Here is a 13,815-nt window from a genome sequence, read left to right on the forward strand (position 1 = left end):
CAAGGATGAATGTTGGACCAAAGTTTTTACTTGCAGCGCTACGACAAAAGATTAAAGAAGAAGGGCTTTGCTACAATTCCTTGTCAGAGAAAAGTGGCATCCCTTTATCTAGTATTAAACGCCACCTACATAATCCAGCTTTAGGTTTGGATAAAGTACTTATTTATCTGAACTACCTGAATACCGATCTCATCGAACTCGCAACCTTAGCCAACGAGCTTCAGCACCAAAACGAGCAAATGCTAACAGATGAAGAGAGCGCCCTTTTCGTTGAGCATCCTTATTTACTTGATTTTATTTATATGCTGACTTCTCGTGATATTAAACCGCAAGAGATAGCCCAAACTTACGGACTTTCTGATACAAGCTTACGATTCTATTTGCGTATCGCGGAAATTCTAGGATATGTCGAAAACTTCGGAGACGGCTTGTTTTACCGTTCTGGTCGTCGATTTATTATGGAAGAAGGTACGGCATTAGACACCTTATTCAAAGAGCGATTTCAACAAGATTCGCTTTCTCATGATATCAACCCAGGCATATGTATAGGTCGCATTAGGCTCACCGAAGAGCAGAAAGTGCAAATAGAGGACGAGCTTTGTAATAAATTAGCGAAACTTAACGCAGTTAACACTTCCAACAATGAAGGTGAACTAACAAATATATTAATGCGCTGCACTCCCGGTGCTCAGATATTTTTCGCTGATGATTTACCTAACATTGACGGAAGCCTATTAAAGCACGTCGCTCAACTCACTAAATTAAGTTAAAGCATCAGACAAATAAATCAAACAAATCCCAGATAACATCATATACCCCTACCAAATTATTGATTCAAAGCGTTTCCTGAATCTAATTCTGATTTTTATTTAACAAGCATCGCTTAGTCAACTAAGAACTTGTCTTAATTTCACACTTATTAATTGTCTTGTTAGATCTTTTAAAATAGACAGAAAACTTAAGTAATGACTAATTTAGCTTAAGGATAAAAGACAACTTTTTTACGTTATTTACCTCACACTATTTAACTATAAATTTGCAGACGAACAAATTAAATTAATACATTCACCTAGCTAATAAAAACAAAAGCAAAACACATAATTATAATTCTATTATTTATAAGGACATAGAAAAGTGAAATTTAAGTATTCTTTAGCAACGGCAGTCACTCTCGCATTATTACAAGGCTGTGGCGGTGGCGGCGGTGATAGCTCATCACCTACTCCGTCCACTAGCAGTGCAAACGGTCCAACATGGAAAGTTCATGATTTTAGCCAATCGTCGAAAACGTTTATCAACCAATGTGAAACGCCCCGCGTCGGACTGGACCCATATGACAACTATGCCGCCTATCCAGATAAATTGGGCTCTGCATTACACGAAAAACTCTTTTTAAGAGCTTTTACTAACGAAACGTATCTATGGTATGACGAGGTTCCTGATAATAATCCAGCAAACTACAAAACTGTTACTGATTACTTCAATACGCTGGTCACCTCTGCTACTACCGCGACGGGTAAACCGAAAGATCGCTTCCATTTTACCGTCTCTTATGAAGATGATATGAAATCATCGCAATCCGGTTTAGTTGCTGGATTTGGTTTCAACTGGGCATTCCTACGTGGCGTACAACCTCGAGACGTTCGTATTTCCTACACTGAAGAAGCCTCGCCAGCTGATAGAAGCGGCATTGCTCGTGGTGATAAGCTTCTGAAAATCAATAATATTGATGTGGTTAACACCGGTAGTCAGTCCGACATTGATTTTATTAACAAAACGCTCTTTAACCCTGACATCAATCAAGATTACACCTTCACATTTGAGAGTGTTGACGATCTAGAGAAAACCGTGACGCTTACCGCCTCTGATGTCATGACCTCTCCAGTTAAAAATGCCAAAGTGATTACACACAATGGTATGCGGATCGGCTATCTGCAATACAACTCCTTTGAACCAAGCGCTCAAGCCCCGCTTATTGAGGCGTTTAGTACGCTCTCAGCAGAGAATGTTGACGAGATCGTCGTTGATTTACGTTACAACGGCGGTGGATTAGTCCTTCAGTCCTCGCAAGTAGGCTACATGCTAAGCGGTGCTGGTCAGAACCGAGTCTTCAGTGAGTTGATTCACAATGACAAAGTGATGCGTACCATTAAAGATGGGGATAACATCTATCGCTTTACAAATCTAGCAATAGACTGGGCAGCACAGAAATATTCGGACCAAGTGCTTCCGACACTGAACAAAAAGCGCGTATATGTACTGACTTCAGGAGGCACGGCTTCCTCAAGTGAACTGTTGATCAACGCTTTGCGCGGCATTGATGTGGAGGTTATCCAAATAGGCTCAACAACCACAGGTAAACCGTATGGGTTCTCACCAGAACAAAACTGCGGCACTATGTACTACACTATTCAGTTCAAGTCCGCGAACGAGAAAAAATTTGGCGACTTCGCTGATGGTTTTATTCCTACTCCAAAGAGCCAAATCAATACCGAGTTAGGCTTAAACAACAGAGTGGAAGGTTGCTGGGTCAATGACGACCTAACAAAACCATTAGGCGATCCGTCTGAAGGTATGCTTTCTGCGGCACTAAACTACATGGAAACTGGAACCTGTCCGCCAGTCTCCTCTTCAAGTTTCAACGCCATGCCGCGTAACATTTCATCTCCGGAGTTAAGCGATCTTCGCTCTCCGCTACGAACAGAGGCAATTCATGTTGAGATCAACTAACTTTTTACGAATGCTGATTCGGGTTGCGCTTTTCTTAGGCACTTCGATTTCTTTGATAGGATGCCAAGCTATGTCACAAGAACCCGTTGAAGCATTGAGTAAAAAGAGCTCTCCGGAAACAGTCATAGAGATTCAAAACGCGATCGCAGAAATCCAAGGGACACCAGCACCTAGAATCGCAAATAACGTATTTGAATCCTCACCGCATGTGTTGATTGAAAAAGGACGAGTAAAAGGGAAAAACAATCAACTGTTGGATGGCAGCTATACGGATCTTCCAGACCAATATACGTTGCAGATCAGAGGTGAAACCTGTGGCTTGTACTATGCCAAAACAGATACTTTTGTCTCTCTCAGTTCACTAGATTGTGAGCCCATCATTAAGTTTTAGATCTCCCAAAATAGAAGCCCGCTGATATCAGCGGGCTTTCTACTTTATTGCTCAGCGTGAAACGGTCAATGTTACTTTAATTCAATCCATGCTTTACGCTGTTGTTTATCCATGTATGACCAAGCTACAAAGCGGCTCACTTTCTGTCCTTGACTCATTTCAACCACACGAATGGCTTTCACACCCAATTTTTCAAGCTGCTTGCGCATCGGGCGAACGTTGTCTTTTTTGGATATAAGTGTTGTAAACCACAAGACCTGCGCAGCAAAAGCTTGGCTTTCATTCGCCATTTTTCGGATAAACGCCGCTTCTCCGCCTTCACACCACAATTCAGCGTTTTGACCGCCAAAATTCAACGCCGGCTTACTTGTCTTTACTTGTGCGGTTTGAGATTTTAGCCCTTTCTTACGCTGGTTTGCTTTTAGATTATCGATTTTACGCTGGCTGCCCATAGCGGCATCTTCCGCCGAACGGTGGAATGGCGGATTACATGTCGTCACATCATAACGATCATTCGGTTGAATGATACCTCGATAAATATTGGCATCATTGTGTTGCTGTATTAATGCAATTTTTCCCGTCAAAACACGATTGTGCTCTACGATCGTTTGAGCCGATTGGATGGATTTTGGATCGACATCGCTGCCCGTATAGTGCCAACCGTATTTTGTTACACCAACAATCGGATAAATACAGTTTGCTCCCACGCCAATGTCCAACGCTTTCACTTTTTGGTGCGCGTACTGACCTTTTACTTCACCATCAAGTAGTTCTGCCACTCGGTGAATGTAATCAGCGCGGCCCGGAATCGGTGGGCAAAGGTAGGTGTCGGGAATGTCCCAGAACTCGATACCATAATACGCAGCAAGCAATGCTTTATTGAGCATTTTAACAGCATTAGGATCAGAGAAGTTTATGGAGTCTTCCCCTTTCGGATTTTTGATAACGAATGGCTTTAACTGTGGTTCACTTTCCACGAGTTTTTTAAAATCGTAACGACCTCGATGAACATTACGCTCATGCAAACCATTCTTCGCTATTTTTATGAACTCGACTTCGCTCTTTCCTGCAGGCTGCGAGGATTTGCGCGCAACTTTGTCTTTAACACGCTTCGGCTTGGCTTTATTCGCGTCTGTATTCTGAGCCGCCTTTGAAGCCTTTGGCTTTGCTTGCTTCGCGTTGTGATTATTGTTCTTCATTCAAATTCGCTTTTAAATCGAGGTAAATCATAAACAAACGAGCATCAAATTCGAGTTGGTGATACTCAGGCTCCATGCAGCAACATAACTGATAGAACGCCTTGTCGTGGTTTTTCTCACGAGTATGTGCCAACTCATGTACCACCAGCATTCTTAATAGTGGCTCGGGCGCATCTTTAAATACATTGGCAATGCGAATCTCGTTTTTCGACTTAAGCTTACCACCATGGTTTCTACTGATTACACTGTGCAAACCAAGCGCATTGTTTACCGCGTGAATTTTCTTATCGTAGACAACTTTACTGATTGGCGCGGCTTTCTTCATGTAGCGATTTTTGATTGCCATGGCGTACTCATAGAGCGCCCTTTCGCTTTTGATTTGGTGCCTATCGGGATAACGCTTTTCGAACCAAGGAACAAACTTGCCACTCGCTATCAATGAGCTCACCTGCTCTACGATGTTTTGTGGGTAGCCTTGAATGTATCGAAGTGACGGATGCATAGAGTTAACGTCTGTTATGACAAAATAAAGGCGCTCAATATACCTGAGATAAAGGACAGTTTCACCTTAGCTTTCGCCTTTCATTTATGGTGAAAGGCCGTTAAACTTCGCCTCCCAATGATAATGGAGAGAAACTCAATGAAACGTGTCGTCCTTTACGTCAAAGACAAATGCCCTCACTGCAAAGATGCTCAACGTTATCTGGATTCGAAAAATATTAATTATCGTTTGTGCAATGCTAAGATGCAACGCGGTCGCAAAGAACTTGATGCGCTTGGTGCTCGTTCAGTGCCAGTTTTAAAAATTGGTGATCGGGTAATGATTGGCTGGAACCCAAAGAACTTCGAGAAGATGTACAAAGGCGACTAGTGCTCGGACGATGAATCTGCGCTGCGTTTAAACGTAGCGCTTGATAAAGTCGATAAACGTTCGATCTGCTATTGATAAATACCCCTGCTTGCGCCAAGCAAGTGCCAGATCCAGCGTAACTGGTGGTTCAAACGGTAAGCCAACAACGCCCGACTCATGTTGAGTCACCAATTCCAGTAACGCGGTAATCGCAAACTCTTGTTTCACAATACTCAAAATCAAAGGCAGTAAGTTGGTCTCGAATGATGACTTCATGGTAAACCCATGCTCCTCACTCACCTGATCCAAAAATTCGCGGTGAAAATAGCCATGCTGAAACATAACCAAATCATGTTCAAAGAACTCATCAAAAGTAAGAGCGTCTCGCTGGGCTAACTCATGCTCAGGTGAAACAACTGCGACCATTTGGCTAGTAAACAAATGGTCAGTTTCTAGATCATCAGGCACGTTATCACAACTGATCACACCGATATCGAGTTGACCATTGAGCAGCATACGACGAATCGATTGAGTCCCAGCTTCGACCAAGGTCAATTTTAACTCCGGGAACTGGCTTTTAAATGCCATCACAATTCGTGGAAAGAAATAACTGCCCATCATTGATGGCGTCCCGAGCCTTACTTCGCCTTTCGCTAAGCCTTTCAACTCATCAATCGCGAGCTGCGCGTCGTGCAACTGTTGAATCACCCGCTTGGCATGTATAAGTAGCGTTTCGCCCTCTTTCGTTAAGCTGATTTTTTTATCATCACGGCGAAATAGGGTAACACCCAAAGACTGCTCAAACTTTTTGATAGAAATGCTTAATGCGGGCTGGGCAATATGCAGGGCTTTCGCCGCATGGGTAATGTTTCCGTGTTCAGCGACCGCCAGAAAATGTTTAAGTTGTTTCGATTCCATTAGATCATAAATATATGGTGTCCATATTTTTAATATATTTTTTTAATTTATAACGAACTGATAGATTGATCACAGTCTCTCCATTTGCTCACATTAGGCAGGATTCATGGTCAGTTTTGGCACACCGGAATACAAACGCATTACGCTCTCGCTAGCGCTTGGTTCCTTCTTGGTTTTTTCAAATTTATACCTACTACAGCCAATGCTGCCCACTTTTGCTCAAATTTTCACGATCACAGAAACGCAAGTGAACTGGTTATTTGCGGCCTCAACACTCGCTCTCTCTTTTAGCCTCGTTCCAATGGCTGTGTTGTCAGAATCAGTGGGACGAAAGCCAGTCATGATGGCTGGTCTGTTTTCGATTCCTACCCTTTCCGCTTTGATGCTGTTTGGTGACTCATTTCTGTTTTTGGTGGTATGTCGAGCACTGATCGGTGTCGCGCTCGCCGCTTTTGCTGCGGTCGCCGTGGCTTACATGGCAGAAGAACTCGACAAGCACGCCTTCTCGATGGCAATTGGAACGTACATTGCGGCTAACTCATTAGGCGGCATTGCAGGGCGTATTAGCGGCGGCTTATTGGCGGACAATTTCAGTGTTGATGTCGCCATTGAAGTTATGATGGTGTTCACTCTTCTTGGTGTCATTGGCGTTCACTATTTATTGCCAACACAGCGCAACTTCACCCCGTCATCAAGCAGCTTGCGCCATCAAAATCGTGCGCTTATTGGTCATTTTAAAAACCAACGCGTGTGGTTCGCGATGCTGATAGGAGGACTCAACTTTGCTTTGTTCGTCAACCTTTATTCCGTCATGGGTTTCCGTCTGGTGAATGAACCTCACAATGTGCCTGTCGGGTTGGCCTCACTGATCTTTATTTGTTACTTGGGAGGGACTTTCTCCTCTCGTTGCGCAGGCCACTGGAGTAAACGTTATTCATCAATCCTCGGTATGTTCTTAGGCGCGATAGTGAGCATGACGGGGATGTGGATTGCTGCGGTTGAAAGCTTGACTGCAATGCTAGTTGGGTTGTTGCTGATAAGTTTTGGTGCCTTCTTTACTCATACCCTCGCCTACGGTTGGGTCGGTCAGAATGCCACTCACGCCAAAGCCACCGCGACAGCGCTCTACTTAGTACACTACTATGTAGGCGGTAGCTTAGGAGGATTCTTACTTCTTTATTGTTGGCAGCATGGAGGTTGGTCGAGTGTTCTTATGGGGGGAAGCACCGTCTACCTAGCAATGTTTGCTGCAATTGCGTATTTGAAACACATTGCCGAAAGAAAGCATACTGACCAAACACCTGACACTGCGAGTTTAAAGAGTAGCTAAGGTACGCTCACTTGCGTAATACCTCTCTGGTTACTTGGATAACCAACTCTGCTATGCTTGCGCTACTTTAATAAAAACCAGAAAGTCGTATGTCAACGCGTTCAACACAAAACACAGATATCGAAGCGATCACTCAACAGGTCGATCAATGGCTCAACGATGTAGTAATCGGTCTCAACCTTTGTCCGTTTGCTGCCAAGCCGCAACGTAATAAACAAATCAAAATCTTTGTTAGTGAAGCGACTCTAGAAGAAGCGCTTCTTGAAGATATTTTATTGCAACTGATTGAGCTGAGTAACACAGAGCCCGAACAACTTGAGACCACGTTGGTTGTGGTTCCCAACATGCTACAAGATTTCTGGGACTACAACTTTTGCATAGATTGGGTTGAAGGATTAATTAAGCAGCAAAACTGGGAAGGTGTTTTCCAAGTAGCGACTTTCCATCCTGATTACTGTTTTGGCGGCGCAAGGCCTGAAGACGACGAAAACCTAACCAATCGCTCTCCTTACCCGATCTTCCATTTGATTCGCGAAGAGAGTATGGAAAAGGTACTAAAACACTATCCTGATCCTGAATCCATTCCCGATACAAACATCGCTCGTGTTTCCTCCCTTTCAGAGGAAGAACGTAAAAAGCTGTTCCCTTACCTATTTCGTTAAGCACCACCATTCCCAAAGGCAGATTTATCACCAGTTAGATGCAATGCCCTTGGGGTTCAAAGTGCGGTTTGGTATCATTGCCGCTTCAATCGATTCAATGGAAATTAGAATGCAACTGTCAAAGCTAACCCAAGAGATTTTTGATCACTTATACCGTGATATCACCGAGTTCCGTAGTACGTTCGACTTACCAGTCGCAGACGCTGCAAGCCTTGATACGCAAGCAGACACACTACACACCTCTTTGGCGATCGAAGAGCTAACAGAGCTAGCAGAAGCAGATTGTAAAACTGAGCAAGCAGATGCCATCGTAGACAGCGTGTATGTATTAATGGGCCGTCTCGTTCATCTTGGCCACAGCAAAGTAGAAGACAACCCGGCGATCAGCTACTTAATTGATCTTCTATTAAACGTTGCGGTAAACCGTGGTATCGAATTTATTCCTTGCTGGGATGAAGTACATTCAAGCAACATGAGCAAAGTATGCCGTAACGAGCAAGAGTACTCAGAAACAGAAGCATTCTACGCGGAACAAGGCATCAAGTTGATGGCGGTGCAGAAAGGTGAATACATCATCGCGAAATGCGCCGAAGATTTCGTATCGGAAGGTAAAACCATTCGTAAAGGCAAAGTACTCAAATCTGTTTACTACCGCCCTGCAGATCTAAAACCGTTAACTCAATAAGCGTTGAGTTTGGCTATCTCGATTAAAAAAAAACGACCTCAAGTAGGTCGTTTTTTATTGTCCCTAAACATTAATCAAAGATTAAATAAGGTTGCTCATCTACGATGACCTTTTTGACTTGAGTATTGAACACTTCCCCGAGAGCTTCTTCCGTTAGCACAGTATCGGCACTTCCTGATGAGTGCAGCACACCGTTGTTAAGCAGCAATACTTTATCTGCGTGCTTTAATGTGCGATTGAGATCGTGATTAGCAACCAATACTCCAATTCCCTGCGCCGCCATAGTGTTAATCAATTGATAGAGCAGACCCTCTTGCGCAATATCTAACGGTGCTGCTGGCTCATCCAAAATTAAAAACTGCGAAAAAGGATTAATGGTACGCCACACCTGCAAACATACACCTGCTAATCGGACACGCTGCCACTCACCACCGGATAATGTTTGAATACTGCGATGAAGCTTATCTTGCAGTTGTACCAGCTCCACCACCATATTGACAGCATCACGCACTTTGATATCCGCAATCTCAGCACCACTTGGCAGAGATAAAGCGAGATACTGAAACACATCAACATTAAACGCTGGGCGCGATTGCTGACACAAATAACCTCGAACATGAGCTTGCTCTGACAACGGTAAAGTAAGCAAGTTTTTGTTGCCAACGTACACTTCACCACTCATACCGTCTCGGTGACTTAACGTACCAGAAATCGCAGCCAATAAAGTACTCTTACCGGAACCATTAGGCCCAACGATATGTACGATTTCGCCAGCTTTGCATTCAAAAGAAAGAGGCAATAATCGACTACCAACCGACATATGTTTAACGTGCATCATGACTCTTCACCAGCATCCAGATGAAAATAGGTGCGCCAATCGATGTTGTCATGACACCTAAAGGTAACTCTGCGGAGTCCAATAACAGTCTTGCGCCGATGTCAGCAAATACAAGCAACGCAGCACCAGATATTGCAGAAAGTGGCAATAAATAACGGTTTTCAGTACCAAAAGCCAAACGCAACAAGTGCGGCACCACCAAACCAACAAAACTGATGATGCCACCCAAAGCGACTGAACTACCCACCAAAACAGAAATGGCGAGGATCAATTTCCAACGCATTTGATGCACATCGACACCCAATTGGGTCGCATGAATCTCACCCAGCATCAATTTATCAAGCGACTTGCCTTTACAACATAACCAGATAAGCACCGGTAACATCACCAAAGTAACGGTATGTTGATACCAACTTGCACCGCCAATACTGCCCATTAACCAATACATCAGTTGGCGTAAACTGAGATCATCACTAAAGTAAAATGCCCACGTCACAATCGCGCTCGATAAAATACCCAATGCGACCCCAACCAAAAGCAATCGAGCCGTCGTCAGGTGCATTGCCCTTGCTATCGCCACCAAAACAAACGTGAATACCATCGAGCCTGCAATCGCTGCCAACATAAAAACAATCGGGGTAGGAAGAACAGGTGACGCGAACATGATTAAGACCATTGCTAAGCTTGCGCCACCAGAGATACCAAGCACGCCAGGTTCAGCCAACACGTTCCCAAGCAACACTTGTAACGTCGCGCCAGATACCGCTAACGCAGCACCAATAATTGCCGCAGACACTAACCTCGGTAAACGCAAGTCCACCAATAACTTCTGTTCAAATGCAGATAAGGATTGAAAAGGAGAAAGGAAAATTTCTCCGACCATCAAGTGAATGGCAGAGAGTACAGCGAGCACGATCGACATAACCATCAGGTTACGTTGCCAGCGTCGTTCCTTGTTCAGGATAAGTTGTTGAAAATCCATAGCGGCCGATAAAAACAAACGAGGCTTAACCTTACAGTTAAGCCTCGGTAAATTGCAATTAACTTCTCAAAGCAATGTTGGATTAATCGTAAACCAACTCACCCTCTTCAAAACGGGTTTTCACTTCACAAACCATCAGAGCTGCACGTTGACCTATTGCGACGTGGCGGTTCGGGAAGACAATCGCTTCGTTTTCATTCTTCGCCATTAATGGTTTGTCGCCATCATGACCAAACACTTCGCCGTGAACAAATGAGGTGAAGTTTTCAACATTGTCGTCGAACATAAAGTCAAAGTCTTCGTTCAAACGAACGATTGTGCGACTTACGCGATACTTAATGCATGGTTTTGGTAAGTGTTCTGGCTTCGTTTCCGCAATCAAATTACGTAAAGACAAATCAAACGCGGTCAGTTTATCGAGGTCATTTTCACCGATACGAGCCACACGGCCAAGCTCCATTGTGAGAGCCTGCGCACCAAAATTCTCGGCACTGTACCAGCTAAACGTGCTCGATGGTGAGTTTGACAGGAGCACTGCTTCAATGTGTGCACTGTCCAAGAAATCGATCAATGCCTTGCTGCGCACAGGATGACGAGTCTTAGGACTTACTGCAAACGTATAGTGCTTCGAGCCTCTAATCGCGCAGTGTAAATCAAGGTGCCAGCGTGTTGTCGGGTCGGTATCCTGATAAAAATCTCGAACAAGCAGCTTAAGCGTATCGGCGATAACAAGCTCTTTTGTCTGTTTGTGTTCTTTTTCGTCAAACAGACGGTTGAGATTTTCTTCGAGGAATCGCGTGTGCGCCAGAGTGGATTCTGGGTGAGCGATAATGAACAGACAACGGGTATCGACCGTCTGGAACCCAGATTCTATGTCTTGAATAATGGAATCCACCAGCTCCATCGGTGCGGTTTCATCTCCGTGAACCCCACAAGAGATGATGATGTTCTTCGTATCCTGAGTATAATTCGCAGGGATTACTTCTAATACACCACGCTGATAGAGTTTAAGTTTTACACCGTTAGAAAGCACCTGCTCCGCTGGTGCAACATCAATATGAACATCTAACGTGTCAGTTAAAAACGATTGGCGAAAGAGAGACTTCGTCATGCGTTACTCCTTAATAGCACGGCGGATATGTTAATAAATTGTACAAAGGATTTTTGTTGCTGCGATCTCACTTATGAGTAGAAATCACTATTTCCCTCGAAAATCCGATGCCTTTTCGCGCCAGGCACTCAAATCAAGCATTGAGGCGTTTAATTTTCAAACAATTACAAAGTGTTAGGGCTGTGAACTTTACCACAGCCCTGATTAAGATCATTATGATTTGATCAAATTTTTGTAGCTATAAAGCAGATTATGCATCAACACTGCGAAAAACTTAGCCGCGCTGTGCGAGCAAACGCTCAAACTCATCGACTTTTTCACGCACTAGCTCAACACTCTGCTGCCAAAACGTTGGCTGGGTTAAATCCATCGACAGATGCTTTTCGACGACATCTTCCGCCATCATGCAGCCAGTATCGCGCAGCAAATTGATGTAATCGGTGTAAAACGCTTCGCCTTTGGTTTCTCGCTGTGCATAGATACCCTTGCTAAACAAGAAACCAAATAGGTATGGGTAGTTATAAAAGCTCACGCTATCAATAGAAAAGTGCAGCTTGCTTGCCCAGAAGTACGGATCCGGTTCGCTCATTACGTCGCCATACCATTCTTTCCAAGTTTCTGACATCAACTCACAGAATTCATCTGCGGTTAACTCTCCATCCTGGCGGCGTTCATAAAACGATTTTTCAAACTCGTAGCGAACCGGAATGTTGATCATTAAAGCTAGCGCAGATGACAACTCTTCCCACAACATCTCGAGCTTTTCATCAACGCTCTCAGCTTTCGAAATCAAATGATCACGAACGATGTTTTCTGCAAAGATAGAGGCGGTTTCTGCTAACGTCATTGGGTAGTAAGTTTGGCAAAGTGGCAAATCACGAATAACCCAGTTATGGAACGCATGGCCAAGTTCATGTGCCAGAGTCATAAGGTCTGACCGGCTGCCACTCCAAGTCATAAACACAAGTGGTGTTCGCGTTGCTGGCAGTTTGGTGCAGTATGCGCCAAGACGCTTGTTAGCATTTGGCGCGGCATCAATCCAACCATTTTGTACCATCAAACGGACAAACTCCGACATCTCAGGGTTTACTGTTTCAAATGCTTCACAAATAACCTCAATCGCTTCATCAAAGTCGTAAACCTTCGCTTCACCGCTCAAAGCAGGCATAGCCGCCAGATGATTCCAAGGTTTCATCTCATCCAGACCATGTACTTGCGCCATCAATAAACCCGCTTTCTGACCAATAGCTCGACTGTGTTTGGCTACGGTCATCATCGCATTTAAAGTTTCAGCTTGGATTCGGCTACCATGCAAACTCGGCTCTAGGAAGTGAACTTCACGCTTCGTAGAACGCTTTTTGTTTTCAGTTAAGCGCCATCCTGCTAACGCATTCAAAATCGCAGCGAATGATTCTTGGTGCGTTTGCATTGCATCTTGTACGCCTCGCCACGCGGCTTCTTGACGCTCGAATTCAGAACCATAAAGAATGCTTGCCGCTTGAGAAAACCCAAGCTCTTCACTATTACCATCTGTGTACTCAAGCTTCACTTTCAATGAGCCAGTCAGGTTATCGTATAGGTTACCCCAAGCCGATTTGCCATCCACACTCATCGCAGCCAGTAACTGTTCTTCTGCGTTGCTAAGACGAGTATCCGCCAACTTTCTAGAATTCAAGATAGAAAAAGCTTGCCCACTGATATCAGGATTCTCATGGTCTAACACGCGCAAGATAAACTCTTCGTCGGCATGCGTTAGTGTCAAATCAAAGGGACTGAACGCTTGGGAAAGCTCCGAAAAGATGCGGGTCATTTTACCAAGTAACGATTTCGCTTCGGCGTTTGTTGCATCAACAGAAGCATAACAACTCGCAAAATTTGCAACTGTACCCGCTAAACGACTCGCGGCTTCATTGGTCAAAATCGCATTTTGCATGATCTCTACGTTGCCACAATCTGCTGATTGTTTATTCAAAAGATCAATACATTGTTCCACAAGAGCAATATCGTCTTGAATTCGTGGGTCAGAAAGGTCGTTATAAACGATGGACAAATCCCAACTCGGCGTTGTCATTTCTATATTTCCTTTTTATGTAACTGAGTCAATTTTCGCTTCCTGCAC

At 44.1% G+C, this 13,815-nt stretch carries 14 protein-coding genes; 7 read left to right on the plus strand and 7 right to left on the minus strand.

Annotated elements, in window-relative coordinates:
* The first annotated feature begins 5 nt into the window (after positions 1-5).
* From R7P36_RS01725 to R7P36_RS01735, 3 genes are all read left to right on the plus strand, one after another.
* Positions 6-770 (plus strand): transcriptional regulator, encoded by a 765-nt coding sequence (locus R7P36_RS01725; protein ID WP_213880136.1) that lies wholly within the window; start codon positions 6-8, stop codon positions 768-770.
* Between the two features lie 364 nt (positions 771-1,134).
* Positions 1,135-2,730 carry a S41 family peptidase gene (locus R7P36_RS01730; protein WP_213880134.1) on the plus strand — a complete coding sequence of 532 codons (1,596 nt, stop codon included), beginning with the start codon at positions 1,135-1,137 and terminating at the stop codon, positions 2,728-2,730.
* 70 nt (positions 2,731-2,800) lie between these two features.
* Entirely contained in the window at positions 2,801-3,121 is a 321-nt protein-coding gene (locus tag R7P36_RS01735) for a hypothetical protein (RefSeq protein WP_213899308.1), read from the plus strand.
* 71 nt (positions 3,122-3,192) lie between these two features.
* Here the strand turns inward: R7P36_RS01735 and rlmF are convergent, their stop codons facing one another.
* Positions 3,193-4,320, minus strand: a complete 1,128-nt coding sequence (gene rlmF, locus R7P36_RS01740; RefSeq protein WP_213899307.1) for a 23S rRNA (adenine(1618)-N(6))-methyltransferase RlmF — start codon at positions 4,318-4,320, stop codon at positions 3,193-3,195.
* Entirely contained in the window at positions 4,307-4,822 is a 516-nt protein-coding gene (locus R7P36_RS01745; RefSeq protein ID WP_047100699.1) for a M48 family metallopeptidase, read from the minus strand. Before R7P36_RS01745 ends, rlmF begins: the two co-directional genes overlap by 14 nt.
* Before the next feature lie 138 nt (positions 4,823-4,960).
* Here R7P36_RS01745 and R7P36_RS01750 point away from each other — a divergent pair, with 138 nt between their 5' ends.
* Positions 4,961-5,191, plus strand: coding sequence for a glutaredoxin family protein (locus R7P36_RS01750; protein WP_005377871.1), 231 nt, complete (start codon positions 4,961-4,963; stop codon positions 5,189-5,191).
* Positions 5,192-5,218: 27 nt separating this feature from the next.
* Here R7P36_RS01750 and R7P36_RS01755 read toward each other — a convergent pair whose 3' ends face one another.
* Positions 5,219-6,088, minus strand: coding sequence for a LysR family transcriptional regulator (locus R7P36_RS01755; RefSeq protein ID WP_005377872.1), 870 nt, complete (start codon positions 6,086-6,088; stop codon positions 5,219-5,221).
* A gap of 106 nt (positions 6,089-6,194) precedes the next feature.
* Here R7P36_RS01755 and R7P36_RS01760 point away from each other — a divergent pair, with 106 nt between their 5' ends.
* The 3 genes from R7P36_RS01760 to R7P36_RS01770 all read left to right on the plus strand — a co-directional run bounded on the left by R7P36_RS01760 (position 6,195) and on the right by R7P36_RS01770 (position 8,765).
* Entirely contained in the window at positions 6,195-7,418 is a 1,224-nt protein-coding gene (locus R7P36_RS01760) for an MFS transporter (RefSeq protein ID WP_213899306.1), read from the plus strand.
* 89 nt (positions 7,419-7,507) lie between these two features.
* Positions 7,508-8,080, plus strand: coding sequence for a DUF1415 domain-containing protein (locus R7P36_RS01765; RefSeq protein ID WP_213899305.1), 573 nt, complete (start codon positions 7,508-7,510; stop codon positions 8,078-8,080).
* A 109-nt stretch (positions 8,081-8,189) separates the two neighbouring features.
* Positions 8,190-8,765 carry a nucleoside triphosphate pyrophosphohydrolase family protein gene (locus R7P36_RS01770; protein ID WP_136976271.1) on the plus strand — a complete coding sequence of 192 codons (576 nt, stop codon included), beginning with the start codon at positions 8,190-8,192 and terminating at the stop codon, positions 8,763-8,765.
* Between the two features lie 70 nt (positions 8,766-8,835).
* Here R7P36_RS01770 and btuD read toward each other — a convergent pair whose 3' ends face one another.
* From btuD to R7P36_RS01790, 4 genes are all read right to left on the minus strand, one after another.
* Positions 8,836-9,603, minus strand: a complete 768-nt coding sequence (gene btuD, locus R7P36_RS01775) for a vitamin B12 ABC transporter ATP-binding protein BtuD (RefSeq protein ID WP_080773704.1) — start codon at positions 9,601-9,603, stop codon at positions 8,836-8,838.
* On the minus strand, positions 9,590-10,585 hold the full coding sequence (btuC, locus tag R7P36_RS01780; protein ID WP_042521936.1) for a vitamin B12 ABC transporter permease BtuC: 996 nt from the start codon (positions 10,583-10,585) through the stop codon (positions 9,590-9,592). The genes btuD and btuC overlap by 14 nt, the downstream gene beginning before the upstream one ends.
* A gap of 82 nt (positions 10,586-10,667) precedes the next feature.
* Positions 10,668-11,696 (minus strand): succinylglutamate desuccinylase, encoded by a 1,029-nt coding sequence (locus tag R7P36_RS01785; protein WP_005377878.1) that lies wholly within the window; start codon positions 11,694-11,696, stop codon positions 10,668-10,670.
* 274 nt (positions 11,697-11,970) lie between these two features.
* Positions 11,971-13,767: a M3 family oligoendopeptidase gene (locus R7P36_RS01790; RefSeq protein ID WP_213899304.1), complete on the minus strand. Its 1,797-nt coding sequence runs from the start codon at positions 13,765-13,767 to the stop codon at positions 11,971-11,973.
* Positions 13,768-13,815 lie beyond the last annotated feature (48 nt).

Source organism: Vibrio sp. 397, assembly GCF_033339395.1.
Lineage (GTDB): Bacteria > Pseudomonadota > Gammaproteobacteria > Enterobacterales > Vibrionaceae > Vibrio > Vibrio alginolyticus.

Coding starts and splice junctions, on each gene's coding strand:
- R7P36_RS01725 (WP_213880136.1), top strand. CDS start 6: ATGAATGTTGGACCAAAGTTTTTACTTGCAGCGCTACGACAAAAGATT.
- R7P36_RS01735 (WP_213899308.1), top strand. CDS start 2,801: ATGTCACAAGAACCCGTTGAAGCATTGAGTAAAAAGAGCTCTCCGGAA.
- rlmF (WP_213899307.1), bottom strand. CDS start 4,320: ATGAAGAACAATAATCACAACGCGAAGCAAGCAAAGCCAAAGGCTTCA.
- R7P36_RS01745 (WP_047100699.1), bottom strand. CDS start 4,822: ATGCATCCGTCACTTCGATACATTCAAGGCTACCCACAAAACATCGTA.
- R7P36_RS01750 (WP_005377871.1), top strand. CDS start 4,961: ATGAAACGTGTCGTCCTTTACGTCAAAGACAAATGCCCTCACTGCAAA.
- R7P36_RS01755 (WP_005377872.1), bottom strand. CDS start 6,088: ATGGAATCGAAACAACTTAAACATTTTCTGGCGGTCGCTGAACACGGA.
- R7P36_RS01760 (WP_213899306.1), top strand. CDS start 6,195: ATGGTCAGTTTTGGCACACCGGAATACAAACGCATTACGCTCTCGCTA.
- R7P36_RS01765 (WP_213899305.1), top strand. CDS start 7,508: ATGTCAACGCGTTCAACACAAAACACAGATATCGAAGCGATCACTCAA.
- R7P36_RS01770 (WP_136976271.1), top strand. CDS start 8,190: ATGCAACTGTCAAAGCTAACCCAAGAGATTTTTGATCACTTATACCGT.
- btuD (WP_080773704.1), bottom strand. CDS start 9,603: ATGATGCACGTTAAACATATGTCGGTTGGTAGTCGATTATTGCCTCTT.
- btuC (WP_042521936.1), bottom strand. CDS start 10,585: ATGGATTTTCAACAACTTATCCTGAACAAGGAACGACGCTGGCAACGT.
- R7P36_RS01785 (WP_005377878.1), bottom strand. CDS start 11,696: ATGACGAAGTCTCTCTTTCGCCAATCGTTTTTAACTGACACGTTAGAT.
- R7P36_RS01790 (WP_213899304.1), bottom strand. CDS start 13,767: ATGACAACGCCGAGTTGGGATTTGTCCATCGTTTATAACGACCTTTCT.